This is a genomic window from Polaromonas sp. P1_E12 (genome assembly GCF_056405975.1).
This window is the reverse complement of the sequence record NZ_JBFUBB010000002.1, coordinates 68,467-94,138: the sequence shown is the minus strand read 5'-3', so window position 1 is coordinate 94,138 and position 25,672 is coordinate 68,467. Positions and strand designations below refer to the sequence as shown.

Here is a 25,672-nt window from a genome sequence, read left to right as displayed (position 1 = left end):
GGAAGTGTTTGCGGTTTCCATCCAGCACTTTTCCCGGGAATATGTAGGATAAAAACCTTTCATTTTTTTACGCGACGTAACGCCGGGCGCCGACACCTTCTCGTATCGCCCCTCCACTTCCTCCCTTTACCATGGCCCCATGACGCCCACGCTGCTCAGCCCCGCCCAGACCGCCGCCCGCCTGCCTTACCCATTGCTGGTCAGCGAGCTGACGCACCTGCTCAAGGACAGTTCCGTCCAGGTGCCGCCGCGCGTGGTGCAGCCCCTGCCCGGGGGCGGCAGCCTGTTTGTGATGCCGGCGCTGGACGACCGCACCGCGATCACCAAACTGATCACCTTCACGCCTGGCAATGCCGGCACCGGCCGACCCACTATCCAGGGCGACGTTGTGGTGTTTGACGTGGCCACCGGCAGTCGCCGGCTGATGCTCGACGGGCCCACCGTCACCGCCCGGCGCACGGCAGCCGTCTCACTGCTGGCCGCGCAGCGGCTGGCGCCCAACACGCACGGCCCCATGCTCATCGTCGGTGCCGGTGTCCAGGGACTTGCGCATCTGGAGGCTTATGCCGAAGGCCTGGGCGTGCACGAATTTCGCATCGCTTCGCGCAGCTACGCCAGCGCCCAGGCCCTGGTGCAGCATGCAGAGGCGCTGGGCGTGAACGCCCGCGTGGTGCACGACGCCGATGCTGCGCTGGCCGACTGCCCGCTGGCCGTTACCTGCACGCCGGCTGCCGCCGTAGTCCTCAGCGCGCTACCCCGGCCTGACGGCTTCATCAGCGCCGTTGGGGCTTTCACCCCTGCCATGATGGAACTGAGCGCCGCGTTATGCCAATACTTCGCGGCGAAGGGTTCGGTGTTTGTCGACACGGCTGATGCCATCCACGAGGCAGGGGACCTGCTGCAGGCCGGACTGGACGTGGCCCGCTTCGCCAGCCTGGGCGATGTGATACGCCAGGACACCAAAAAGCCCGCCGGGCCGGTGCTGTTTAAAAGCTGCGGCTGGGCAGGCTGGGACTTGGCCGCGGCACGGACAGCGCTGGCTTGAACGGCGCCAAGTCGGCACCTGGAGCCAAGCCATTTTCCCCGGACTGCAAGACGAAAACAGGCGCTCACCTACAGCGGTACGAGGGCGCTGGTGTTACGCTGATCCGATCACACCGGAGAAAAACCATGAAGATTCTGTTCGCCGCCGATGGCAGCAAATACACCAAAAAGGCCCTGGCCTTTCTGGTCAACCACGATGAACTCGCCGGTACCGAAGGCGAAGTGGTGGTGATCAATGTGCAGGCTCCCGTGCCGGGGCGCGTCAAGACCATGCTGGGTTCGGCCAACGTCACCGCCTACCACGCCGAAGAATCGCAAAAGGTGCTGGCGCCGATCGAGCGTTTCCTCCAGCGCCACAAGATGGCGTTTAGAACTCTCGCCGTGGTTGGCTCGCCCACCGCTGAAATACTGCGTGCCGCCAAGCGCGAAAAAGTGCACCTTATCGTGATGGGCACACACGGCCAGGGCCTGCTCAGCCGCGCGCTGATCGGCAGCGTGGCCCAGCGCGTGGTCGCCGAGTGCGAGATTCCGGTGTTGCTGGTCAAGTAGCAAGGTTCACCGAGGCCCAGTCCCGCCCCCGGGGCATCCGTTGAGCCGCTGCGTGAGAGCGCTTTCATGCGTCCGGGATTTACCGGATACTTGCCCTCACACAACAAGGAGCTCAAGATGGAGACAGGCATGGGGTTCAAGTCGATTCGCAAACTGCTGGGCTGGGTTTTACTGGCACTTGTTGCGGCTGGCGCACCGCTGTCGTTTGCCAGCGAGGTCACCGTCAGGTCCTTCAACTCAAAGGCCTTGAGCGCAGACTACCGCTACACCATTTACCTGCCGGACGACTATGAGAACGGCCGGCTGCGCTACCCGGTGCTGTTTCTGCTGCACGGCAACGGCGGCGACCACAATGACTGGCCGGTCAAAGGCCAGGTGCAGGCGACCATGGACACGCTGGTCAGGGAAGGCCGCGTCCAGCCGGCCATCATCGTGATGCCGGGCGGCGGCTCCACCTGGTGGGTGGACGGCAACAAGGACAAGGCCGAGACCGCGCTCATCAAGGAGCTCATCCCGCACATCGACACCAACTTCAGGACCATCACCGCGCGTGAAGGCCGCATGATCGCAGGGCTGTCCGCCGGCGGTTTCGGCACGGTGAACGCCGTTTTCAAGTACCCCGAGCTGTTTGTTTCCGCCGCGGCGTTGAGCCCGGCGATCTATTCACCGACACCCCCGGGCCACTCTTCGGCCATGCAGGTGGCGCCGTTTCAGGCAGGCGGCAAATTTGACCAGGCCTCGTGGGACCGCCTGAACTACACCGCCAGCTGGGAAGCCTACAAAAGCAAAAAAATCGTGGTACCCCTGTACATCAACAGCGGCGACCACGACACCTTTTCCATTGCCTACCACTCGGCCGGCCTGTTCCAGAAATTGTTTGAATACCAGCCCAAGCTGGTGGAGTACCGCGTCGTCGACGGCGACCATGAATGGCCGGTGTGGCGCGACACCATTGGCGACGCCATCAAATACATGAGCGGCTTTGCCAGCCGCCCCCAGGTCGCCAAACCCTGAGGCTGTAGAGGGCAGAAACGAAAACGGACGCCCTTTGCAGGCGTCCGTCCAAATCAGTCGTGTAGATGTCCGTTACGCCTTCGGCAAGGTCACCCCAACCTGCCCCTGGTACTTGCCGCCGCGGTCCTTGTAGCTGACCTCGCAGACGTCGTCCTTGTCGCTCTCGAAGAACAGCACCTGCGCGCAGCCCTCACCCGCGTAAATCTTGGCGGGCAGCGGCGTGGTATTGGAGAACTCCAGCGTTACATAACCTTCCCATTCGGGCTCAAACGGCGTGACGTTGACAATGATGCCGCAGCGCGCATAGGTGCTTTTGCCCAGGCAGATGGTCAGCACATTGCGCGGGATGCGGAAGTACTCCATGGTGCGGGCCAGCGCGAAGCTGTTGGGCGGGATGATGCAGCTGTCACCGTGGAAGTCGACAAAACTTTTTTCGTCAAAATTCTTCGGATCCACCACCGTGCTGTGGATGTTGGTGAAAACCTTGAACTCAGGCGCGCAGCGGATGTCATAGCCGTAGCTGCTGGTGCCGTAGCTGATGATCTTCTGGCCGTCCCGCTGGCGGATCTGGCCGGGTTCAAAAGGCTCGATCATGCCGTGCTGCTCGGACATGCGGCGTATCCATTTATCGCTCTTGATGCTCATGGGATGGGGCTCCTGTTGTGGCTGTGATTGTAAGTTGGGGTTGGAGCGCCACCCCCACTGACCGCCAGTCCGGAGACAGCCAGCCCTTCCTCACCAAGGGGCCTGTTGGCAAAAGCACGGGGCTGAGGGCTGTCGCTGCCCCACAATCCGATAAAACGCCAGGGACGCATGGACGGGGAAAGTGCCGCTGGTCAAGACATCACATTCCGCGTAACGTTGCCCCTACGACGGGCACAGGTGCAAGCTGAAGTGCCGTTTTCCCCTATCTGAAGCCGGTTCATGCGAGGCGCCCCACTATGAAAACAAGTTCTACCCAGAACAAGGACCGTATTCTTGTCGTGGACGGCAGTCTCGGAATTCACGATGCCTTTCACAAAATACTTGTTGAAGATGACAATGCACAGGGGAAATTCGAACTGGATGGTGCCCGCGACACACGCGAGGCGCTGGCCCTGGTACAACAGTCGCTTCTGGCTTCGCGCCCCTACACCGTGGCATTTATCGGTGTTTCTGGTACGGCTGGAGGAAATGCGCTCGAAATAGCACCTCAAATATGGGCGCTTGATCCGGGAGTCCAGATAGTGCTTTGCGCGGAGCGACTGGATTTTTCTTCTGATGCACTGTTCGCAGCCATGGGAGCCATGAATAGCAGGTGGCTGGTGCTCAAGACGCCGCTTGATCCCGTAGAAGTCATCCAATCGGCATACTCCCTGGCAGAGAAGTGGCATTTGCAACAACTCGCCGGGTCTCATCCAGGCGGGCACCCAGAGGCGGATGCCACGGAGAAGGGGAGCGCGGCGGCTGACTCCCAGATCAACGAGCAGGATTTGTTGCGCACGCTTCTGGACAACGCTCCCGATCACATTTATTTCAAGGATGCGCAGTCCCGCTTTCTCAAATGCAGCAAGGCACAGGCGCTGCAGTTTGGGGCATCACCGGAGGAGCTGGTGGGCAAGACGGATCACGATTTTTTTTCCGAAGAGCATGCGCGCCCCGCCTACGAGGATGAACAGGAAATCCTGCGCACAGGTCAGCCGATCATCGGCAAAGTGGAGAAGGAAACCTGGAAAGACGGACGCGGTGAATCCTGGAAGCTGAGTACAAAGATGCCACTGCGCAACAACGCCGGAGCCATCATTGGTACCTTCGGTATTTCCAAGGACATTACTGCCCTGAAGCAGACTGAAGCAGCGCTGGCGCATCACCGTGATTTGCTGGCTACGCTGATGGAGAGCTCACCAGATTCCATCTTCTTCAAAGATCTGAAATCACGTTTGGTAAAAGTCAGCCGCTCGGAGGTTCACAACCTCCTGCGGCTATCGATCAGCCGCTATCGCGCAGCACATCCGGACATGGGTGAGGAGACACTTCCACCGCATTTGGCCAGTGTGGAGGAGTTTGAAAAGTATGTGATTGGTAAAACCGATGCAGACATTTACGGCCAGGACAGGGCGAGTGAATTTAGCCACGACGAAGAAGAGATTATCCGGACGGGGAAACCCATCCTCGAAAAGAGCGAAAAAACCGTTCATCCTGATGGGCGTGTCGTCTGGTACCTCACCAACAAGGGGCCCTGGAGAGACAGGAACGGCACACTGATCGGAACCTTCGGGACTTCGAAAAACATGTCCGAATTGAAGGAGGCGGAACGAAAAATTGAAGAGGTTCAAGCCCAGCTGCTCACCACGGCGCGTCTGGCGGGCATGGCAGAGATCGCAACCAACGTGCTGCACAACGTGGGGAATGTTCTCAACAGCGTCAACGTGTCGGCCGAACTGATTGGCAGCCAGTTGCGGACGTCCAAGCTCAAGGGGCTCGCCCGCTCTGTGGGTTTGATGGACGCTCATACCGGAGATTTGGGGGAGTTTTTGACGCGGGACAGCAAGGGCAAGCTGTTACCCGCCTATCTGCGCGAGTTGGCGCGGACACTGGAGGCAGAGCATGAATCCATCGCGAAAGAACTCGACGCACTTTGCAGCAGTGTGGACCACATCAAACAGGTCATCGCGACCCAGCAATCATACGCAGGCACCCCGCGTGTCGTCGAATCCGCCAAGGTGGATGAGTTGCTGGACGACGCGCTGCGCATGAATGCGGATGCACTGACGCGTCACAAAGTGGATGTTGAAAAAAAATACGCAACGTTGCCCACCCTTTTGCTGGATCGGCAACGCGTTTTGCAGGTTCTGGTGAACCTGATCAGCAACGCCAAGCAGGCTTTTGGCACGATTACAGACAGGCGCCCGTTCATTACGCTCAATGCTGTTTTGCTGGAAGGGCCCGTGCTGCGCATCACGGTGACGGACAACGGGGAAGGCATTGCACCGGAGAACCTGACGCGCGTTTTCTCCCACGGCTTTACCACTCGCAAAAACGGGCATGGCTTTGGTCTGCACAGCTGCGTTCTGGCCGCGCAGGAAATGGGCGGTAGCTTGCAAGTCCACAGCGACGGCCCCGGGCAGGGCGCATCGTTCATCCTGGAGATTCCCGTCGCAACCGCGCAGGTTCATTGAACGCGCCAAAAAAAAGTTTTTTTCGCCCAGGCAGGGCTTGGGCCGGCTTAAAAAACATGCCCGGTCGCCAGTGCCGCGGCTGCTGCCCGTGTTTCCACGCCCAGCTTTTCAAAAATGTGCTCCAGGTGCTTGTTCACCGTGCGATGGCTCATGCCCAGGATGTCGCCGATGTCGCGGTTGGTCTTGCCCTTGGCCAGCCATGAGAGGACCTCGGTTTCCCGCGGCGTCAACGCGGCATTGGCCAGGCGCGAGGGCGAGGCGACATTCGCACCGCGCTGCTCCAGCAACAGCATGGTTTCGCCTATGCCGACCCGGCCCATGTTGCGCACCGACAGCTGCACGCCGGCCAGGGCCAGCAGCACCTCATCGGTGTCGCCTTCCAGCGCCGCATGGACCGCATCGGGCAACCGCCCCGGCTGCACACCGCCTCCGGCGCCTTGCAGCCACAGGGCCGCTTGGGGCGATCGCCAAGCGATGCGCCCGCGCGCATCGACCAGCACCACGCCGAAGCCGGCCACGTCCACGGCCTCACGCGCCAGCCGCGTAATGCGCGCATTGCGCGTATGGGTGTGCAGGCGCGCCACCACTTCCTGCGCGCGCAGCGGCTTGACGACGTAGTCGACACCGCCGCAGGCAAAACCTTCCAGCACGTGCGGCGTCTCCGACAAGCCTGTCATGAAGATCACCGGGATGTGCGCCATGGCGGGGTTGGCCTTGATCTGCCGGCAGGTGTCAAAGCCCGAGAGGCCGGGCATGACGGCGTCCAGCAGGATGGCGTCAGGCGCGACCAGCTCCAGGCGCTGCAGCGCCGAATCGCCGTCGCGCGCCACCAGCACGGTGTAGCCCTCGCCTTCCAGCGTGTCGCAGAGCATGCCCAGGCTGCTGGGGGCGTCGTCCACCACCAGCACGACAGGGCGTTGTTCTTCAGCGGCTTCAAGCATCGACGCCCTCCGTCAAATGATCGAGCAGCAACTCAAGCTCGCAGCGGCTCACAAAGCCGCGCAGCCGCGCGCAACTGGCGGCCAGCGTGGGGTCTTCGGTCGCGACGCGGTCCAGCAGGCGGTGCAGGCCGTGCACGTGGCCCAGCTTCACCAGCCGTATTAACCCCGCGCGGGCCTCCTCGGGCAGGCCCAGCGAACTCTCCCCAGCCGGGCTCGCCAGCGGCGCCGGGGAGACCACGGAGGTCACCCACTCCAGCCCCAGGTGGCGCTGCAGCGCGTCCATCAACTCGGATTCGAGCACCGGCTTGCCGACAAAGGCCTGGCAACCCGATGCCTTCAGGCGCGAGGCCTGGTTCTCGAACACATTGGCCGACACCACGATGATGGGCACCCCGGCATAACCCCGGCCGCGTATCTGCAGCGCGGTTTCCCAGCCATCCAGGTCGTCCATACTGATGTCCAGCAGGATGGCGTCGGGCACGCCGTCCTTGAGGCTGTCTATGCATTCCAGCCCGCTGGCCGCCTCTTTCACATCAAAGCCCAGCGGCGTGAGCATGCCGGCCAGCATCTGACGCTGCACTGGCTGGTCGTCCACCACCAGTAGCGTCCTGCGCTTGCCGAAGAAGCCGGCGATCTGGTGCGGCGGGTCGGCCAGTGGGCCGGGATCGTCGATCTCGCGCAGGTACAGGCGCACGCTGAAGGTGCTGCCCTTGTCAGGCTCGCTCTTCAGGCTCAGGTCGCCACCCATCAGCGCGGTCAGCAGCCCGGTGATGGTCAAGCCCAGGCCTGTGCCCGGCTCGCCGCGGCGGCGGCCCGCGGCGCCGCGTTCAAAAGGCAGGAAGATGCGCTGCTGGTCCTGCGGCGCGATGCCTATACCGGTGTCCACCACGTCGAATCGGATCACCTCGCGCCGACAGTCCACATGCAGCTTCACGCTCCCCGTGTCGGTGAACATCACCGCATTGCTCAGCAGGTTGATGATGATCTGGCGCAGCCGCTTGGCGTCGGCTTGCACCCAGGCCGGCATACGGCCGCTGTGGGTATAGAAAAAATCCACGCCCTTGGCTTCGGCCTGCGGCCGCACCATGCTGACCAGGCCTTCGAGGAAGTCGGGCAGTGGCACGGGGATCGGCTCCAGCCGCAACCGGCCGGCCTCGATGCGCGCCAGGTCGAGCAAACCGTCGACCAGTTGCAGCAGGTGCTCGCCACTGCGCTGTATGGTCTGCACGGCTTCGCGCGGCGTGCTGGCCAGCGCCTCGCTTTTGAGCAAAATCTGCGAATAACCCAGGATGCTGTTGAGCGGTGTGCGCAGCTCGTGCGTCATGCCGGCCACATAGCGCGTCTTGGCCTGGTTGGCCGACTCGGCCACTTCCTTGGCGGTCTGCAGCGCCGCGTCGGTGCGCTGGTGCGCCTCGATCTCGCGCGACAGCAGCTGGTTCTGCCGGTTCGACTCGTCCTGCGCCATGCGCCGGCTTTCGCTGCCGAGCACCACCCACCAGCTGCAGACAGCGACGATCAACAGCAACATGGCGAACACCTTCACGAAGGCCGAGCGCAGCAGGCCGGAGAGATCGCCCGACAGCGGGAAAGCCGTTTCCTGCGTGTACACCATGCCCATTACGGTGGCCAGCAGCGCGCACAGCGACAGCATCACCACCATGTAGTGGCCGACGCGAAAGTTGACCCGGCCCGACAGCGCGCCGGGCAGCAGCGTGCTTAAAAACTGTTCGGCCTGCTCGGCCGCGCGTGAGCGCGTCTTGCAGCGATCGTGGCAGCGCGACTCCAGCGTGCAGCACAGCGAGCAGATGGGCGCACCGTAGGCGGGGCAGCTGGCCATGTCCTCGGCCTCAAAGGCGTTCTCGCACACATGGCAATGCACCATCTGGCCCGGCGCGCCCATGGCCTGCGGCTTGCGCGCGATGTAATAACGCCCGCCGGTGAGCCAGGCCAGCAGCGGCGACAGCACCAGCGCCAGGCCCAGCGCGATAAAGGGCGAGAAGGCCTCGGCCTGCGGGCCCATGGCGCCGGTGTAGGCAAACACACCGGCCGTGGCGGCCAGCAGCATGGAGCCCAGGCCTACCGGGTTGATGTCGTAGAGGTGCGCGCGCTTGAACTCGATGCCCTTGGGACTCAGGCCCAGCGGTTTGTTGATCATCAGGTCGGCCACCAGCGCGCCGACCCAGGCGATGGCCACGTTGCCGTAAAGCCCCAGCACCTTTTCCAGCGCCGAGAACACATCCAGCGTCATCAGCAGCAAGGCGATAGTCACGTTAAAGACCAGCCACACGACGCGGCCCGGATGGCTGTGCGTGAGGCGCGCAAAAAAGTTGGACCATGCGAGCGAGCCCGCATAGGCGTTGGTCAGGTTGATCTTGAGCTGCGACACCACCACAAACAACACGGTGGCCGCCAGCACCCAGGCCGGGTTGCTGAAGACATACGCAAAACCTGCCAGGTACATCTGCGTCGGCTCCATGGCTCTGGCCGCCGGCAACTCATGCTGCAGCACCAGAAAAGCCAAAAAGGCGCCGCCCAGCATTTTCAGCATGCCCAGCACGATCCAGCCCGGCCCCGCCATCAGCACCGCGCCCCACCAGCGCACGCGGTTGACGTGGGTCTTTTCGGGCAGGAAACGCAAAAAGTCCACCTGCTCGCCGATCTGCACCACAAGCGAGAACGCCACCGTGGCGGCAGCACCAAACATGAGCGGATCGAACTCGCTGCTGCCCGACGTGCGCCCGGCCAGGCCGGTGAAGTCGAAAAAAGCCTGCGGGTTCTTCCACAGCACGGCCAGGTAAGGCAACAGCAGTAGCACGCCCCACAGCGGCTGTGTCCACATCTGTAGGCGCGAGATGAGCGTGATGCCGCGCACCACCAGGGGCACGATGACCACCGCGCTGATGACGTAACACCAGGCAATGGGAATATCGAGGTACATCTGCAGCGCCAGCGCCATGATGGCCGCCTCCAGCGCGAAGAAGATGAAAGTGAAGCTCGCGTAGATCAGCGATGTGATGGTGGAGCCCAGGTAACCGAAGCCCGCGCCGCGCGTGAGCAGGTCCATGTCCACGCCGTAACGCGCCGCGTAGTAGCTGATGGGCAGGCCGGTGAAAAAGGTGATCAGCCCCACCACCAGGATGGCCCACAACGCATTGGTAAAGCCGTAGTTCAGCGCAATGGCCGCGCCTATGGCCTCCAGTGCCAGAAACGACACCGCACCAAAAGCCGTGTTGCCCACGCGCCATTCCGACCACTTGCGAAAGCCGCGCGGCGTGTAGCGCAGCGCGTAGTCCTCGATGGATTCGTCGGCCACCCACGCGTTGTACTCGCGTCGAATACGAAAAATTTTCTGGGTGGCGATAGTCAAGAGAAATCTCCGTCGAACGGCCGGTTGGCTGCAACAGGTTCCGCAAGAAGTGTGCCCGCATCTGGTGCAACGCACCAAGACAGGTGGCTACGTTGATTGACGTATAGGGATGCGCAGCCCTTGTGAACATGATTCACCTGACCAGAACGTAAGCCTTCCTCTTTTTATTGCGTCAGTTTTCTCCCCTTCAACTTTTCACGTTTTCACTTTTCACCAACCGCAGGAGCCCAGCATGTCCAACGACGATCGCGATCCATCTTCCTTCATCAACCGCCGCCGCCTCATGCAGGGCGTCGCCGCGGCCCTGCCGCTGGCCGGCTTGCCAGGCTGGGCGCAAGCCCAGCAATTTCCCACAGCCAAGGTCAACACCACAAAGCTGGCCGTCACCGACACCGAAGTGACCGTGGGCCAGTTGCACTCGGCCACCGGCACCATGGCGATTTCCGAAACGGGCTCCATCCAGGCCGAGCAGCTCGCCATCGACCAGATCAACGCCATGGGCGGCGTGCTGGGCCGCAAGATCAAGGTCATCAAGGAAGACGGCGCCTCCGACTGGCCGACCTTCGCCGAAAAATCCAAGAAACTGCTGGTCAACGACAAGGTCGCCGCCGTGTTCGGCTGCTGGACCTCGGCCTCACGCAAGGCCGTGCTGCCCATCTTCGAAAAAGAAAACGGCATGCTCTACTACCCGACCTTTTACGAAGGCCTGGAGCAGAGCAAGAACGTGATCTACACCGGACAGGAAGCCACGCAGCAAATTCTCTACGGCCTGGACTGGGCTTCCAAAGAAAAGAAAGCCAAGACCTTCTTCCTGGTCGGATCCGATTACATCTGGCCGCGCACCTCGATGAAGATAGGCCGCAAGCACATTGAAAGCCACCTCACCGGCAGCAAGGTCGTCGGCGAAGAATACTACCCGCTGGGCCACACCAACTTCAACTCGCTGATCAACAAGATCAAGGTCGCCAAGCCCGACTGCATCTTCATCGCGGTGGTGGGAGGCTCCAACGTGGCTTTCTACAAGCAGCTCAAGGCCGCGGGCGTGACGGCAGACAAGCAGTTCCTGCTCACCATCTCGGTCACCGAAGACGAGGTGCTGGGCATAGGCGGCGAGAACATGAAGGGCTTCTACGCTTCGATGAAGTACTTCCAGTCGCTGGACAACCCCAACAACAAGGCTTTTGTGACGGCCTTCAAAGCCAAGTACGGCAAGGATGCGGTGATCGGCGACGTGACACAGGCCGGCTACCTCGGCCCTTGGCTGTGGAAAGCGACGGTTGAAAAAGCCGGCAGCTTCGACGTGGACAAGATCGCCGCGGCCTCCACCGGCATCGAGCTCAAGACCGCACCCGAAGGTTACGTGAAGCTGCACGAAAACCATCACCTGTGGAGCAAGGCCCGCATCGGCCAGGCGCAACCGGACGGCCAGTTCAAGGTGGTGGCCGAATCAACGGCACTGATCGAACCCAATCCCTTCCCCAAGGGCTACCAGTAAGCGTTGACGCTGGCTCCTACCGGTTCACTCCGCCCTATGGCTGGGTGAGCCGGCAGGGGCTTCTTCTTTTCTTCCTCACAGACACCTTGCCTTTTTGGCATTCGACCCACCCGCCGCACCGGAGCCCCGCCATGAATCTTTCCGAAATGCTCAACATCGGCCTGATGCAAGGCTTTGCCGGGCTCAGCCTGTTTTCCGTGCTGCTGCTCATGGGCCTGGGACTGGCCATCATCTTCGGCCAGATGGGCGTCATCAACATGGCGCATGGCGAGTTCATGACCATAGGCGCTTACACCATCTACCTGTTTTCACACCTGTCCGAAACCTACGCACCGGGTTTCGTGCAGGCCTACTTTCCCTTCGCCATCGCGGCGGCCTTCATCTTCGCCTTCGCCGTCGGCTGGCTGGCCGAATGGGCTTTCATACGCCACCTCTACAAACGCCCGCTCGATACTCTGCTAGCCACCTGGGGCCTGTCGCTGGGCATGCAGCAGATCTTCCGCACTACCTTCGGTGCCAAGGAAGTCAGCCCCACCCTGCCCGACTGGCTCATGGGCTCCTGGGCGCCGGCGCCCGGCCTGGACATCCCAATCAACGGCCTGTTCGTGATGGCGCTCACGCTGGTGGTGACCTGCGGGGTGCTGATCGCGCTGCACAAGTCGCGCTGGGGCCTGCGTGTGCGCGCCACCGTCGCCAACCGCGTGATGGCCAACGCCACCGGCATCAACACCAAGAAGACCGACCGCCTGACCTTTGCCATCGGCTGCGGCATCGCCGGCGTGGCCGGCGCGGCCTTCACCACGATTGGCTCCACCGGCCCGACCAGCGGCTCGCTTTACATCGTCGACGCCTTCCTGGTCGTCACCTTCGGCGGCGCGGCCAGCCTGCTGGGCACCGTGGTCTCGGCCTTCGGCATCGCGCAGACCCAGTCCATCGCCGAGTTCTTCATGACCGGCTCCATGGCCAAGGTGCTGACGCTGATGACCATCGTGACGATTTTGATGCTGCGCCCGCAGGGCTTGTTCGCCTCCAAGGTGCGGCGCTGAGTTTTCATTCCATTCCCACGGCAACCTAGACAACCGGAGTTTTTCATGAACAGCCTCAAGCAATGGATAGTGCGCAACGGCCTGGGCAACGTCGCCCTGCTGGCCCTGGTGCTGCTGGTGGCCTTTCCGCTGGCGCTGGATCTGTTCCGCCTCAACCTCGTGGGTAAATACCTCAGTTATTCCTTCGTCGCGCTGGGCCTGGTGATGCTGTGGGGCTACGGCGGCGTGCTGAGCCTGGGCCAGGGTGTGTTCTTCGGCCTGGGCGGCTACGGCATGGCGATGTTTTTGAAGCTTGAAGCCAGCGACCCCATCACCACCAAGATCCAGTCCACACCCGGCATTCCCGACTTCATGGACTGGAACCAGATCACCGCGCTGCCGATCTGGTGGAAGCCTTTCCAGTCATTCCCACTGACGCTGCTGCTGATCCTGGTCGTGCCCACGCTGCTGGCCTTCATCATCGGCTACGCCATGTTCAAGCGGCGTGTCGGCGGCGTCTACTTCGCCATCATTACGCAAGCCGTGGCGCTGATCCTCACGGTGCTCATCATCGGCCAGCAGGGCTACACCGGCGGCGTCAACGGCATGACCGACCTCAAGACCATCCTGGGCTGGGACACACGTACCGACAGCGCCAAGTACATCCTCTACTTCCTCACCGCCGGCCTGCTGCTGGGCGCCATCGTGCTGTGTACCTGGATCCAGAAGAGCAAACTGGGCACACTGCTGCTGGCCATGCGTGACAAGGAAGACCGCGTGCGCTTTTCGGGCTACGACGTGGCCATGTTCCGGGTTTTCGCCTTCTGCTTTGCGGCCATGCTGTCGGCGGTGGGCGGTGCCATGTTCACCCTGCAGGTGGGCTTTATGTCGCCCTCTCTGGTCGGCATCGTGCCGTCGATCGAGATGGTGATCTTCGCCGCCGTGGGCGGGCGCATGTCGCTGGTGGGCGCGGTTTACGGCGCGCTGCTGGTGAACTTCGGCAAAACCTATTTCTCCGAGAGTTTTCCCGACCTCTGGCTGTTCCTGATGGCCGGCATGTTCCTGGGCGTGGTGCTGGCCTTCCCCGACGGCCTGGCCGGCGTCTACACGCAGCGCGTCAAACCCTGGCTGACCAAGCGCTTCACGCGCCGCGAGAAAGTCGCCCCGCCTGCCGCCCCGCCCATGGCGCCCCCGCCGGTTGCGGCCCAAGCAACGCCCCCGCTGCCCGCTGGCTTGACCGGCCAGCAGACCTGAACACCCAAGGAAGCCACCATGATCGCTCCTGCCATGACCCCCAACGACTTCGTGCTGTCGGTCGAAGACCTGACCGTGTCTTTCGACGGCTTCAAGGCCATCGACAGCCTGAACCTCTACGTCGACCAGAACGAGCTGCGCGTGATCATCGGCCCCAACGGCGCAGGCAAGACCACGCTGCTGGACCTGATCTGCGGCAAGACCCGCGCCAGCCACGGTCGCATCAAGTTCAAGAACGCCGAGATGACGAAACTGCCCGAATACCAGATCGTGCGCTCCGGCATAGGCCGCAAGTTCCAGACACCGTCCATCTACGAAAACCTGAGCGTGTTCCAGAACCTGGAAGTGTCTTTCCCGCGCGGACGCGGTGTGTTCGGTGCGCTGTTCTTCAAACGCAGCGAGGAAGTCAAGGCCCGCGTGCAGGCCGTGGCGGCCGAGATCGGACTGGACGGACAGGTGGATACCGAAGCCGGCCTGCTCTCGCACGGGCAAAAGCAGTGGCTGGAGATCGGCATGCTGCTGATGCAGGACCCTGAGCTGTTGATGCTGGACGAGCCGATCGCCGGCATGAGCGTGCGTGAGCGCGAGCTCACGGCCGAGCTGCTCAAGCGCATCTGCAAGGGCCGCGCCATGATCGTCATCGAGCACGACATGGAGTTCGTCAAGCGCATCGCCGACAAGGTGACCGTCATGCACCAGGGAAAGATTCTGGCCGAAGGGTCGATGGAAAAAGTACAGGCTGATCCCCGCGTGATCGACGTGTACCTGGGCCACTAAGCACCAAAGCATCAAGGGAACCACCATGCTCAACGTCAACAACCTTCACGTCAGCTACGGCCAGAGCGAGGCGCTGCACGGCATCACCTTCTCCGCTAAGAAAAACGAAACCGTGGCCATCATGGGCCGCAACGGCATGGGCAAGACCACGCTGTTCAAGTCGCTGATCGGCATCCTGCCGCTCAAGTCCGGAACGATTGAAGTCGACGGCCTGGACATCTCGAAAGACGAAAGCTATCAGCGCGTCGCAAAGGGCGTGGCCTACGTGCCGCAAGGCCGCATGATCTTCCCGACGCTGACGGTGCAGGAAAACATTCTGACGGGCCTGGAGAACGCCAAACACAAGCAGATCCCGGACGAGATCTACGCGCTGTTCCCGGTGCTCTTCGACATGCGCGGCCGCAAGGGCGGCAACCTCTCGGGCGGCCAGCAGCAGCAGCTGGCGATTGCCCGCGCGCTGGTGACCAACCCCAAGGTGCTGCTACTCGATGAGCCGACCGAGGGCATACAGCCTTCCATCATCAAGGACATCGCGCGTGCGCTCAACGAGATCCGCAAGATGCGCGAAATCACGATTGTGGTGTCGGAGCAGGTGCTGAGCTTCGCGATGGACGTGGCCGACCGGCTCTTCGTCATCGAGGGCGGACAGCTGGTGCACGAGAGCACACGCGCCGGCACCGACACGGCGCGCATCAAGCAGTTTCTTTCCGTCTGATTTTCCTTTCCTTCCTTTATTCATCATCACCAGGAGATATGGCATGACCGACACGCTGATCAAGGTTGACCTGACGAAGTCGCCCACCCTCAACGAGAACATCCACAACCGCTGGCACCCGGACATCCCCATGGCCTGCTGGGTCAACCCGGGCGATGATTTCATCCTGGAGACCTTCGACTGGACCGGCGGCTTCATCAAGAACAACGACAGCGCCGACGATGTGCGCGACATCGACCTTTCCACGGTGCATTACCTGTCAGGCCCGGTCGGGGTCAAGGGCGCGGAACCCGGTGACCTGCTGGTGGTCGACCTGCTGGACATAGGCGCCAAGCAGGACAGCCTCTGGGGTTTTAATGGTTTCTTCAGCAAGAAGAACGGCGGCGGCTTCCTGACCGACCATTTCCCCGAAGCGCAGAAATCGATCTGGGACTTCAAGGGCATGTTCACGAGTTCGCGCCACGTGCCGGGCGTGAACTTCGCCGGGCTGATCCACCCCGGCCTGATAGGCTGCCTGCCCGACAAAGCCATGCTGGAGATGTGGAACACGCGCGAACAGGCGCTGATCGACAGCGAGCCGACGCGCACGGGTCTCGCCAACCCGCCTTCGGCTGGCACCGCCCACATGGGCAAGATGACGGGCGCGGCGCGCGACAAGGCCGCGGCCGAGGGCGCGCGCACCGTGCCGCCGCGCGAGCACGGCGGCAACTGCGACATCAAGGATTTGTCGCGCGGTTCCAAGGTCTACTTCCCGGTCTACGTCGACGGCGCGGGCCTGTCTGTGGGCGACCTGCACTTCAGCCAGGGCGACGGCGAGATCACCTTCTGCGGCGCCATCGAGATGGCCGGCTGGGTGCACATGAAGGTCACTCTGATCAAGGGCGGAATGGCCAAGTACGGCATCAAGAACCCTATCTTCAAGCCCAGCGTGATCACGCCGCGCTACGACGACTATTTGATCTTTGAAGGCATCTCGGTCGACGAGGCCGGCAAGCAGTACTACCTGGACGTGAACGTCGCCTACCGCCAGGCCTGCCTTAACGCCATCGAATACCTGAAGAAGTTCGGCTACTCGGGCGCGCAGGCGTATTCCATCCTGGGTACGGCACCGGTGCAGGGCCACATCAGCGGGGTGGTTGACGTGCCGAATTCCTGCGCCACGCTGTGGCTCCCGACCGGCATCTTCGACTTCGACATCAACCCGAACGCGTCGGGACCGGTCAAGCACATCGACGGCAAGATCAGCATGCCGCTGTCGCCCGACCTGCGTTAAGACCCCAGGGGAAGCACCATGCCCACCTACGACTACGACTGCCCACAGTGCGGCAGCTTCGACGCGCTGCGCTCGGTCTCCATGCGCAACCAGGCGGCGGCCTGCCCGGCCTGCGGCGGCCCCGCCGCACGCATTCTGTCCGTCCCGCCCTCGCTGGCGTTGATGGAAGACGGCGCGCGGCGCGCGATGGACACCAACGAGCGCGCGCGGCATGAGCCCAAGCGCTCGGGCGACTACGCGCGGCTCAAGCATCCGGCCGGATGCGGCTGCTGCTCCAGCGGCAAGCGCGGAGCCACGCTCACCGCGCCCAATGGCAATAAAGCTTTTCCGAGCAAACGCCCCTGGATGATCAGCCACTGAGGACACCCTTCACAAGGAGCACGACATGATTCACGGCGATATTTCAAGCGGCAAGGTCACCGTCGGCGCGGCGTATCCATTTGTCGTTTTTTTGATGCTGATTGCGTTCTTTTCCCATAACCCTGTGTGATGCTCCTCTTCTAAAAGTCTGCCTGCCCACAGTCCCGAAAACCCGAAATCCTGGCCAAAGCGGGCCGTGGACACCCTCTGGCGGTGTGCTTAAATGGCACATCACTACACAACAGGGGGAGCGGCAATGAACTGCAAAACTTGGATGGGGATCGCCGCAGGGACCGTGCTGATGCTGCTTGGCGCCGGGGCACAGGCGCAGAAGATGCATCGCTGCGGCAACGTCTACCAGGACCGCCCCTGCGACACGGTGCAACCGGGCACTGAAGTGCGCAATTTCGACAATGCCCCCCGACCCGTCGCCAGCGCGGGCACGGACACACAGTGCCGGCAACGCGGCATCGACTCCCAGAAAATTGTCTGGTCTCGCGAAGCGGGAGCGCAGGCGGAAAAACTCAGGGCCGCCGCCTATTCGGAAGAAGAGAAAACCCTGATCACCGAGGTCTACGGCAAACGCGGCACCGCACCGGAAGTTCGTGCCAGCATCGAAGCCGACTGCATCGCGGCCAAGAAACATGCCCAGGAGGTTGCGGCGGCGCTGGCCGCCGTGGGAAAACTGCCCGGCAGTCCGGCGCCAGGCGTCGCGCCTGCGCGGCCTCAGGCCATGGAATCCAGGGCCGTCGAGGCTGCGCAGGGCGGCGATGCCTCCGCGCTGCGATCCGCCGAATCGCAAAAGAGGCGTTGCAGCAGCATCAACACCAAAATTGAGGGCATCCAGAAGAGCCAGCGCAGCGGCGGCAGTGTGGCTGCCATGGAAAGCCTGAACCAGCGCCGGCGCGACGCGGAAGCCGAACGCGACCGGGCCGGCTGCTAGGCTGCGCCGCCCGCCTGGGAAATCACGGCCTTTGCAATCACCCGGTCGTCACCCAGCACAATCAGTGCGAACAACAGCTCGTCCAGGCTGGCGGCTTGCGCCGTCTTGCGCGCCAGCAGCGGCGTGGCCTGCAGGTTGAGCACGACAAAATCGGCTTCGCAACCGGGCTGCAGGTTACCGACAACGCCTTCCAGGCCCAGTGCACGCGCCGCACCCGCCGTGTGCTGCCACCACAGGTGCTGCGGCTTGAGCGACAGGCCGGTTTTGGTCTGCCCCTCTCTTCCCACGTAGTAGGCCGCCAGCATGGTGTGGAAAGGGCTGAACGAGGTGCCGCCACCCACGTCGCTGGCCAGGCCATAGGGGAAACCGATGCGGTCTGCACCCTCGTAGTCAAAAAAACCGCTGCCCAGAAACAGGTTGCTGGTCGGGCTCACGGCTGCCGCCGTGCCGGTGCCGCGCATCAGGGCGCGGTCTTCGTCGTCGATGTGGATGCAATGCGCATATACGGCGCGCGGGCGCAGCAGTCCGAACTGTTCATAGACGCTGAGGTAGCTGCGCGCCTTCGGATAGAGCTGGCGCACCCAGGCGATCTCGTCCTTGTTCTCCGCCACGTGCGACTGGATCCACACGTCCGGGTATTTCGCGGCCAGCTCGCCGGCACCGCGCAGCTGTGCTTCGCTGCAGCTGGGCACAAAACGCGGCGTGATGGCGTAGCCCAGCCGGTCTACGCCATGCCAGCGCTGGATCAGCGCTTCGGTGTCCTGCAAGCTTTGCACCGTTTCGTCGCGCACGCCGTCCGGGGCATTCTGGTCCATCAGGCATTTTCCGGTCATGAGGCGCAGCTGGTTTTTCTGTGCCTCGGCGAACAGCGCGTTGACGGATTCCACATGCGAGGTCGCGAAGGCCAGTGCCGTGGTGACCCCGTTGCGAAGCAGTTCTGCTATGAAAAACGTAGCTGCTTGCGCACAGTGGTCCTTGCTTGCGAAGCGTTTTTCTTCTGGAAAAGTATAGTTTTCAAGCCAGGGCAGCAGCCCTTCGGCAGGCGAGCCGATCACGTCCAGCTGCGGATAGTGAACGTGCATGTCGACAAAACCCGGCGCGATGAGGCGGCCCGGCAGGTGTTCGGTGGGCACCTCGGCAAACCCGGAAACCAGCGCGTGGTAGCTGCCGACGGCTTGCACCACCTGGCGGCCTTCGGCATCGGGCCCGGTCACCAGCAGGCCATCAGCCTCATAAACGGCCTGCGCAGGCGCGGCAAAGTACAGGAGGGCGGCGCGATAGGCTTTCATGGCTGCAAGATTAACCCAGTCACCGGCGGGCTGAATATTCAAAACCCGATAAGGCCTATTGGGCTTGTTGCCAGCCGGACAGCCGGGTTCAGCGGCTCACACGGCAGCCGTCGCCCAGCGAGGCGCGCCAGACCCGTACCGAAGTCAAGCCCGGCAGGCGTGCGTCCAGCTTGCGGAAGATGAACTGGCACAGGTTTTCCAGCGTGGGCGGGCCCAGATCTTTCACGTCGTCGAGCAGGTGGTGGTCCAGTTCCTCGCGCAGCACCTCGATCTCGCGCCGCACCAGTCCCAGGTCCATCACCATGCCGGTGACCGCGTCGGGCTCGCCAGCGACAAAAACCTCGGCGTTGTAGGTATGGCCATGCACGCGCTTGCTGCTGTCGGCCTCGATGACGCGCTTCAGGGTGTGCGCCGCGTCAAAGTAGAAAGTCTGGCTGATCTCGCAGCGCATGGGTTCTGGCGTGGGGAGCTTTTTCATCGGATGCCCGTGATTTTGTGGGTCTGCAGGCTCAGGCGCCAGGCCGGGCGTGCCATGCACAGCTGGATGCAGGTTTCGGTGTTCTGCTGGCGCTGGGGGTTGTCCATGGGCTGCAGGTAGCGGTGGGTGAAGTCGGCAGCCTCAAGTTCGGCCAGGTCGAAACTTGGCTGTGGCCAGACGACCTTGAGCTCCTGACCCGCGCGTTGCACCCAGGGTGCGCCGGCCTTGGGACTCACGCAGATCCAGTCAATGCCCTGGGGCGCGGCAATGGTGCCGTTGGTTTCCACCGCAATCTGGAAGCCGCGCGCATGCAACGCGGCGATCAGTTCGGCATCGACCTGCAGCAAGGGCTCGCCGCCCGTCATCACCACAAAGCGGTGGGCACTGTCGCCCGCCGGCCACTGCGCTTCAATTTTTTGGGCCAGCGTATCGGCATCGGCAAACTTGCCGCCCAGCGTGCCGTTGGTGCCGACAAAATCGGTGTCGCAAAACTGGCAGACGGCCGTGGCACGGTCCTGCTCGCGGCCTGTCCACAGGTTGCAGCCCGCAAAACGGCAGAACACCGCAGGCCGTCCGGCATTGGCGCCCTCGCCCTGCAGCGTGTAGAAAATTTCCTTGACCTGGTAGCTCATGGCGCGGCTTTCGCAGCGTCATGGCCGCAGCGCGCCACAGGCAGTTGCCGGGGCGAAGGGAGACATTGAGCGGGAGAAATAAAACAGGCGCCCACTGAGGCCGAAAGACCGGGGGTCGCGAGGTTTTTATACATGGTAGTCCTCTACATGGCCCCGGAAACAAAGCAAATGCCGGCGCGCCGAGGCAGCACGCAAGCCCTGATTTTAACGGCCAGCGGCCAATAGCGGGATTTCGGGGGATTTACCGGCCAATAGCGGCTTCAGGGCGCGGGAGCTTCGTGTGCCTGTTTTTCCAGCCAATCGCAGAATTTGTCCAGCCGCACATTCGCCCGGGCCCGGCGCCTGGCCACGTACTGGTAGCTGCTTTCCTCAAAGCCCAGCGGCGCCACCAGCCGTCCCGCGCGGATATCGTCCATCACCAGGTGCCAGGGCGCAATGCAAACGCCCAGGCCAGCCACTGCCGCCTCCAGCGTGAAGTAATAGTGCTCAAACTCAGGACCGTCCTGAATAGGAAGGGCAAGGCCGCGCGACTCACACCACATCTGCCAGGCATCCCGCCGCGTTCGGGTGTGCAGCAGCGGCAAGCGGGCCAGGTCGATCGCTTCACGCACATTCGCCTGATTGGCGAGCGCAGGCGCCATGACAGGTCCCAGGCGCTCCACAAACAGCGGCAGCAGCGTGCCCGATTTTTCGCTGCCCCGCCCGTCTACCGTGATGACGAGGTCGTAGCGGTCACGGTCCACATCGACCACACGCTCGGCGGCGCTGAGCCGGACGTCGATATCGGGATGGCGCGCATTAAAGTCATAGAGACGCGGAATCAGCCATTTGACGGTGAAGGTGCTGAAGCAGGAAACGTCCAGCGTTCCGGCCTCGCTGCTGCGCACTTCACGCACGGCGGCTTCCATCTGGTCCAGCCCAGCGGCAAGGGCCGGCCACAGCGCGGCGCCGGCAGCGGTCAGTTGTGGCTTGTTTTTGGCACCTTCGAAGAGCGGCACGCCCAGGGACTGCTCCAGCTGGCGCACCTGCCGGCTGATGGCGCCGGGGGTCACCGACAACTCCTCAGCCGCAGCCGTCATGCGGCCCAGCCGGGCAGCGGCTTCAAAGGCACGCAGGGCATTCAAGGGTGGGAGATGACGCTTCATCATTATGTGAGTTTATGGCACATATGACTTGCGAACAAATCGCTTTGCCTGACGGCCATTGCTTGCAAGAATTCGCGCCACCTCGGTGAAAGATTCAATTCATCGCCATCTATTTAAATTGAGGAAAAATCACATGCCTTTTGTCCGTACCAGCGTCCACCGCAGCAGCAGCCCCGAGCAACGGCAAGGCATCGTCGACGGGATTCACCAGGCGCTGGTCGACAGCATTGGCATGCCTGAAGACGAGCTTTTTAATTCGGTCAGCAGCTACGATGCGCAGCAGTTCTTCTTCAACCGAAGCTTCAACGGCATGGCACGTTCAGAGCAGCCGGTGGTCGTCGAGATCACGATGCGGCGCGGCCGCAGCGACGCGATGAAGCGAGCACTCTATGCGGCCATCGCGCGCAATTTAAAGACCAACGCCGGTGTTGCCGCCGATGACGTTTTCATCTTCATGCATGAAAACGACTATTCGGACTGGTCGGTGGGCGGCGGCAAGTTTGCCATGGCGCTGGTGCAACAGCCCGGTCCTGACTGATGAGCGAAGCGCTTACTTCTGCGCCGCTACGCCGCCAGACGGTAAAGCCGGCAGTACCGGATAAGCCTTCGCCATCCACCCATACACCACAGCGCCCACCAGCAGCGAGGCCGCCGCAATTTCCAGCGACATCGTGAAACCCACACCCGCGTTGGGTGTGCGCCGCAGCAGCACGGCCACCAGCGGCGGGCCGAGGATCTGGCCGACACCGTAGGTGGCTGTCAGAAGGCCCATGAAACTGGCGGCTGTGGCGGGCTTCAGGCGGCGCACTTCCTGCATCGCAAAAAAAGTGATGGCGGTAAACGGTATGCCCAGCATCAGGCTACCGATGGCAAAGCCCGCGAGGCTGGGGCTCCAGAGGCTGGCGGCAATACCCAGCGCCTGCAAAAAGTAGCAGCCGGCCAGCAGCAGGCGGAAATCTTTGCCCGGCGGCAGGCGTGTGGCCAGCAGCGCACCCACCATGACGCCCAGGCCGAAGATGGGCCAGAACATGTCCAGCCAGGCCGATCCCGGCAAGGCCGCACGCGCGATCACCGGCAAAAAAGTGGCGGTAATGATGTAGCCAAAACCGGCCAGGCCATAGGCCAGCGTGAGCAGGGTCATCTCGGCATTGCCGTGGTGCTGCGGCGCATCACCCGGCCGGGCAGCAGCGCGCGGCGCCAGTGCAATCAGGCGTTCATCGCCGCCGCGCAAGACATGCCACACCGAGGCTGTCAGCGCAAACGCCAGCACGCCGAAAATCATCCAGCCCGTGGCGGCCGTCCAGTGCCAGGCGACCATGCCAGTGGCAAACAGGCCACTCACCAAAATGCCGGCGCCCGGCCCGACGTAGATGATGCCGCCCATCGCGGGAACGCCACGCTTGGCCAGCTGCGAGAGGCACCAGCCCGAAGTAAACACAAACACCACCGCGCTGGTCACGCCCGCGGCAAAGCGCAGCAGCGGCCATGCAGCCGGAAAATGCCAGCCCATGGCCAACGTCAGCACGCCTGTGGCAACCAGACCGGCGCGCACCAGGGACGAGTACGCCAGGTGCGGCAGCCACTTGAAGCGCGCCCACAGCCAGGGCTGCAGCGTGCAGAGAATCGCACCCAGCATGTAGCCAAAGTAGTTGGCGCTGGCCAGCCAGCTGGCCGTCGGCAAATCGACCACGCCGTCGTTGAGCATCATCGGCAGCAGCGGCGTGAAGGCAAAGCGCCCGAGGCCCATGGCCACCGCCAACGCTACCAGCCCCGCCAGCGCGATGGGCCAGGGGTTTTGGGCGACAGGGGTTTGCCCTTCTTTTGGCGTCAACGCCATACACAGTTCTCCGTCATGTTGAATTCAGGCCGTGCCTTGGGGGCAACGCGCTGATAGGCTTATTGAAATGTTTCGAAGGCCTGATGGAGGCGGTCGACATAGCGGGACTTTGCCGAGGCTTCGATGAAACTTGCCTCAAAGCTGTTGCGCGCCAGCACATAGGCATGCTGCGCATTCAGCCCCGTCGCAGCAAAAGTCTGCGTGAAGTTCTCATTCATGTAGCCGCCGAAATAGGCTGGGTCGTCTGAATTGACGGTGGCCACCAGCCCGGCATCGAGCAGCTCGCGCAGGTTGTGGCTGGCAAGGTCCGGGAATACGCAGAGTTTGAGGTTGGAGAGTGGGCACACGGTCAGCGGAATGCGGTCTTTCGCCAGACGTTGCATTAGCGACGCATCGCGGCTGGAGCGCACACCGTGGTCCACGCGCTCGACCTTGAGCACGTCAAGCGCCGTCCAGACGTATTCGGGCGGGCCTTCCTCCCCGGCGTGGGCCACCAGGTGAAAGCCCAGCTCGCGGCAGCGCGCAAACACACGGGCGAATTTTTCAGGCGGGTTGCCCACCTCGCCCGAATCAAGCCCAATACCGATGAATTTGTCGCGGAACGGCAAGGCCTGCTCCAGCGTTTTAAACGCGTCCTCCTCGCTGAGGTGGCGCAAAAAGCACAGGATCAGCGAGGCGCTGACGCCCAGCCCGGCCTGTGCATCCACGCAGGCGCGGTGCAGGCCGTTGACGACCGTTTCCATGCTGACGCCGCGCGCCGTATGCGTTTGCGGGTCGAAGAACATTTCGGTGTGCACCACGTTGTCAGCGGCAGCTTTGCGCAAGTAGGCATAGGCCATATCGTAAAAATCCTGCTCGGTGATGAGCACGCTGGCACCTGCGTAGTAGATGTCGAGAAAGCTCTGCAGGTTGGTGAAGGCATACGCGCTGCGCAATTCTTCAACGCTGGCGTAGGGAATGCTCACGCCGTTGCGGCGGGCCAGTGCAAAGATCAGTTCGGGCTCAAGCGAGCCCTCGATGTGCATATGCAGCTCGGCTTTGGGCATGCTTTTGAGCAGCTCAGGCAGGCGGTCCGCGGACACGGGTTTTACATTGAATGGTGCGGGCGTCATTTCAACTCCAGAAACAAAAAAAGCTGCCCGAAGGCAGCTTTGAAACTACGTTGCGAGCGCTCCGGCCCGGGAACTGTTGCCCCAGGCACGGCGCTGCGTCCATTATCCTCAGTTGCCGGGAACCTTGCCTTCGACACCCTTGACATACGTCTTCAGGCCGCCGAGAAATTTGTCGTCCGCCACCACATCCTTGGCCAGCAGCTCCTTGCCGGTGTTGTCGGTGATGGGGCCTTTCCAGATCGAGAAGCTGCCGTCCTTCAGGCCCGCCTTGACTTCGTCGATGCGCTTTTTGGTGTCGTCCGGCACATCGGCGGCAATTGACACGATGTCAATCGCGCCTTCCTTGACGCCCCACCAGGCAGCGGTGTTGCCCGTCCATTTGCCTTCAAGGGCCTCACCCACGGATTTCACGTAGTACGGGCCCCAGTTGATGATGGCCGATGCCAGGTGGGCCTTGGGGCCGTAAGCGGTCATGTCCGAATCCCAGCCGAAGGCGCGTTTGCCCATTTTTTCGGCGGTCTGCAGCACGGCGGACGAATCAGTGTTCTGGAACAGCACGTCGGCCCCACCATTGATGAGAGCGGTGGCAGCCTCGGTTTCCTTGGGTGGGTTGAACCATTCATTGACCCACACCACCTTGGTCTTGACCTTGGGATTGACCGACTGCGCGCCCAGCGTGAAGCTGTTGATGTTGCGCACTACTTCAGGAATCGGCACCGAGCCAACCACGCCCAGCGTGCCGGTCTTGCTCATCTTGCCCGCGATCACGCCGGCCATGTAGGCGCCTTCGTAAGTGCGGCTGTCATAGGTGCGCATGTTGGCGGCCTGCTTGTAGCCGGTGGCGTGCTCGAACTTCACGTCTTTGGTGTCGCCTGCTACCTTGAGCATGGGCTCCATGTAGCCGAAGGTGGTGCCGAAGATCAGCTTGTTGCCCTGGGCTGCCATGTCGCGGATCACACGCTCGGCGTCGGCTGACTCGGGTACTTTTTCGACGAAGCTGGTGACAACCTTGTCGCCATAGGCTTTCTCCACGGCCTTGCGGCCGTTGTCGTGCGCGAAGGTCCAGCCGCCGTCGCCCACAGGGCCCACATAGGCAAAGGCAATTTTCAGAGGCTCGACCTTGGCAGGCGCTGCCGCCGCCGGTGCGGCAGGCGCCGCTGCCGGCTCTTCCTTCTTGCCGCAGCCCATCAGAGCTGCCCCAGCTACAGCCGACAGGGCCGCCAGCTTGAGCAGGGAACGTTTTTGCAGGTCAGTCATGTGAACT

23 protein-coding genes are annotated in these 25,672 nt (G+C 62.5%); 13 read left to right on the top strand and 10 right to left on the bottom strand.

Annotated features, from left to right (window positions below; genetic code table 11):
• Positions 1–139 precede the first annotated feature (139 nt).
• The 3 genes from AC1D13_RS06200 to AC1D13_RS06190 all read left to right on the top strand — a co-directional run bounded on the left by AC1D13_RS06200 (position 140) and on the right by AC1D13_RS06190 (position 2,607).
• Positions 140–1,045 carry a delta(1)-pyrroline-2-carboxylate reductase family protein gene (locus tag AC1D13_RS06200; protein WP_477689181.1) on the top strand — a complete coding sequence of 302 codons (906 nt, stop codon included), beginning with the start codon at positions 140–142 and terminating at the stop codon, positions 1,043–1,045.
• Between the two features lie 125 nt (positions 1,046–1,170).
• Positions 1,171–1,593: a universal stress protein gene (locus AC1D13_RS06195; RefSeq protein ID WP_457279874.1), complete on the top strand. Its 423-nt coding sequence runs from the start codon at positions 1,171–1,173 to the stop codon at positions 1,591–1,593.
• A gap of 117 nt (positions 1,594–1,710) precedes the next feature.
• A complete protein-coding gene (locus AC1D13_RS06190) occupies positions 1,711–2,607 on the top strand; it encodes an alpha/beta hydrolase (RefSeq protein WP_477689180.1) in 897 nt (298 codons plus the stop codon).
• 72 nt (positions 2,608–2,679) lie between these two features.
• On the opposite strand, the gene dcd is transcribed toward AC1D13_RS06190, so the two are convergent.
• A complete protein-coding gene (dcd, locus tag AC1D13_RS06185; RefSeq protein WP_457279872.1) occupies positions 2,680–3,252 on the bottom strand; it encodes a dCTP deaminase in 573 nt (190 codons plus the stop codon).
• Between the two features lie 296 nt (positions 3,253–3,548).
• On the opposite strand from dcd, the gene AC1D13_RS06180 reads away from it, so the two are divergent.
• On the top strand, positions 3,549–5,765 hold the full coding sequence (locus tag AC1D13_RS06180) for a PAS domain-containing protein (RefSeq protein ID WP_477689179.1): 2,217 nt from the start codon (positions 3,549–3,551) through the stop codon (positions 5,763–5,765).
• A gap of 47 nt (positions 5,766–5,812) precedes the next feature.
• On the opposite strand, the gene AC1D13_RS06175 is transcribed toward AC1D13_RS06180, so the two are convergent.
• Together AC1D13_RS06175 and AC1D13_RS06170 are read right to left on the bottom strand one after the other, a co-directional pair.
• On the bottom strand, positions 5,813–6,706 hold the full coding sequence (locus AC1D13_RS06175) for a response regulator (RefSeq protein ID WP_457279870.1): 894 nt from the start codon (positions 6,704–6,706) through the stop codon (positions 5,813–5,815).
• The gene (locus AC1D13_RS06170; protein ID WP_457279869.1) at positions 6,699–10,073 is read right to left on the bottom strand and encodes a hybrid sensor histidine kinase/response regulator; all 3,375 of its coding nucleotides are present in this window, start codon (positions 10,071–10,073) and stop codon (positions 6,699–6,701) included. Before AC1D13_RS06170 ends, AC1D13_RS06175 begins: the two co-directional genes overlap by 8 nt.
• 232 nt (positions 10,074–10,305) lie before the next feature.
• On the opposite strand from AC1D13_RS06170, the gene urtA reads away from it, so the two are divergent.
• From urtA to AC1D13_RS06130, 8 genes are all read left to right on the top strand, one after another.
• Positions 10,306–11,568 (top strand): urea ABC transporter substrate-binding protein, encoded by a 1,263-nt coding sequence (gene urtA / locus AC1D13_RS06165; RefSeq protein ID WP_457279868.1) that lies wholly within the window; start codon positions 10,306–10,308, stop codon positions 11,566–11,568.
• Between the two features lie 131 nt (positions 11,569–11,699).
• The gene (gene urtB, locus AC1D13_RS06160) at positions 11,700–12,614 is read left to right on the top strand and encodes an urea ABC transporter permease subunit UrtB (protein ID WP_457279867.1); all 915 of its coding nucleotides are present in this window, start codon (positions 11,700–11,702) and stop codon (positions 12,612–12,614) included.
• A 45-nt stretch (positions 12,615–12,659) separates the two neighbouring features.
• Positions 12,660–13,847: an urea ABC transporter permease subunit UrtC gene (urtC, locus tag AC1D13_RS06155; protein WP_477665510.1), complete on the top strand. Its 1,188-nt coding sequence runs from the start codon at positions 12,660–12,662 to the stop codon at positions 13,845–13,847.
• A 33-nt stretch (positions 13,848–13,880) separates the two neighbouring features.
• Positions 13,881–14,624: an urea ABC transporter ATP-binding protein UrtD gene (urtD, locus tag AC1D13_RS06150; RefSeq protein WP_457280956.1), complete on the top strand. Its 744-nt coding sequence runs from the start codon at positions 13,881–13,883 to the stop codon at positions 14,622–14,624.
• A 25-nt stretch (positions 14,625–14,649) separates the two neighbouring features.
• Positions 14,650–15,339, top strand: a complete 690-nt coding sequence (urtE, locus tag AC1D13_RS06145) for an urea ABC transporter ATP-binding subunit UrtE (RefSeq protein ID WP_457279865.1) — start codon at positions 14,650–14,652, stop codon at positions 15,337–15,339.
• Positions 15,340–15,382: 43 nt separating this feature from the next.
• Positions 15,383–16,612, top strand: a complete 1,230-nt coding sequence (gene fmdA / locus AC1D13_RS06140) for a formamidase (RefSeq protein WP_457279864.1) — start codon at positions 15,383–15,385, stop codon at positions 16,610–16,612.
• A gap of 18 nt (positions 16,613–16,630) precedes the next feature.
• On the top strand, positions 16,631–16,972 hold the full coding sequence (locus tag AC1D13_RS06135) for a zinc ribbon domain-containing protein (protein ID WP_477689178.1): 342 nt from the start codon (positions 16,631–16,633) through the stop codon (positions 16,970–16,972).
• A 256-nt stretch (positions 16,973–17,228) separates the two neighbouring features.
• A complete protein-coding gene (locus AC1D13_RS06130) occupies positions 17,229–17,915 on the top strand; it encodes a hypothetical protein (protein ID WP_457279862.1) in 687 nt (228 codons plus the stop codon).
• On the opposite strand, the gene guaD is transcribed toward AC1D13_RS06130, so the two are convergent.
• The 4 genes from guaD to AC1D13_RS06110 form a co-directional block, all read right to left on the bottom strand.
• Complete coding sequence (guaD, locus tag AC1D13_RS06125; RefSeq protein WP_477689177.1) at positions 17,912–19,204, bottom strand: guanine deaminase; 1,293 nt, start codon at positions 19,202–19,204, stop codon at positions 17,912–17,914. The genes AC1D13_RS06130 and guaD overlap by 4 nt on opposite strands.
• An 88-nt stretch (positions 19,205–19,292) precedes the next feature.
• Positions 19,293–19,655 (bottom strand): 6-pyruvoyl trahydropterin synthase family protein, encoded by a 363-nt coding sequence (locus AC1D13_RS06120; protein ID WP_477689434.1) that lies wholly within the window; start codon positions 19,653–19,655, stop codon positions 19,293–19,295.
• Positions 19,656–19,678: 23 nt separating this feature from the next.
• Entirely contained in the window at positions 19,679–20,314 is a 636-nt protein-coding gene (gene queE, locus AC1D13_RS06115; RefSeq protein WP_477689176.1) for a 7-carboxy-7-deazaguanine synthase, read from the bottom strand.
• Positions 20,315–20,574: 260 nt separating this feature from the next.
• Complete coding sequence (locus AC1D13_RS06110) at positions 20,575–21,459, bottom strand: LysR substrate-binding domain-containing protein (protein WP_477689175.1); 885 nt, start codon at positions 21,457–21,459, stop codon at positions 20,575–20,577.
• Between the two features lie 133 nt (positions 21,460–21,592).
• Between AC1D13_RS06110 and AC1D13_RS06105 the strand changes: the two genes are divergently transcribed.
• Positions 21,593–21,997 (top strand): tautomerase family protein, encoded by a 405-nt coding sequence (locus AC1D13_RS06105; RefSeq protein WP_477689174.1) that lies wholly within the window; start codon positions 21,593–21,595, stop codon positions 21,995–21,997.
• A 12-nt stretch (positions 21,998–22,009) separates the two neighbouring features.
• On the opposite strand, the gene AC1D13_RS06100 is transcribed toward AC1D13_RS06105, so the two are convergent.
• The 3 genes from AC1D13_RS06100 to AC1D13_RS06090 all read right to left on the bottom strand — a co-directional run bounded on the left by AC1D13_RS06100 (position 22,010) and on the right by AC1D13_RS06090 (position 25,665).
• The gene (locus AC1D13_RS06100; protein ID WP_457279857.1) at positions 22,010–23,296 is read right to left on the bottom strand and encodes a YbfB/YjiJ family MFS transporter; all 1,287 of its coding nucleotides are present in this window, start codon (positions 23,294–23,296) and stop codon (positions 22,010–22,012) included.
• Positions 23,297–23,355: 59 nt separating this feature from the next.
• Positions 23,356–24,408 carry an adenosine deaminase gene (locus AC1D13_RS06095; protein ID WP_457279856.1) on the bottom strand — a complete coding sequence of 351 codons (1,053 nt, stop codon included), beginning with the start codon at positions 24,406–24,408 and terminating at the stop codon, positions 23,356–23,358.
• A 108-nt stretch (positions 24,409–24,516) separates the two neighbouring features.
• Positions 24,517–25,665, bottom strand: a complete 1,149-nt coding sequence (locus tag AC1D13_RS06090; RefSeq protein WP_457279855.1) for a BMP family ABC transporter substrate-binding protein — start codon at positions 25,663–25,665, stop codon at positions 24,517–24,519.
• Between the last annotated feature and the right edge of the window lie 7 nt (positions 25,666–25,672).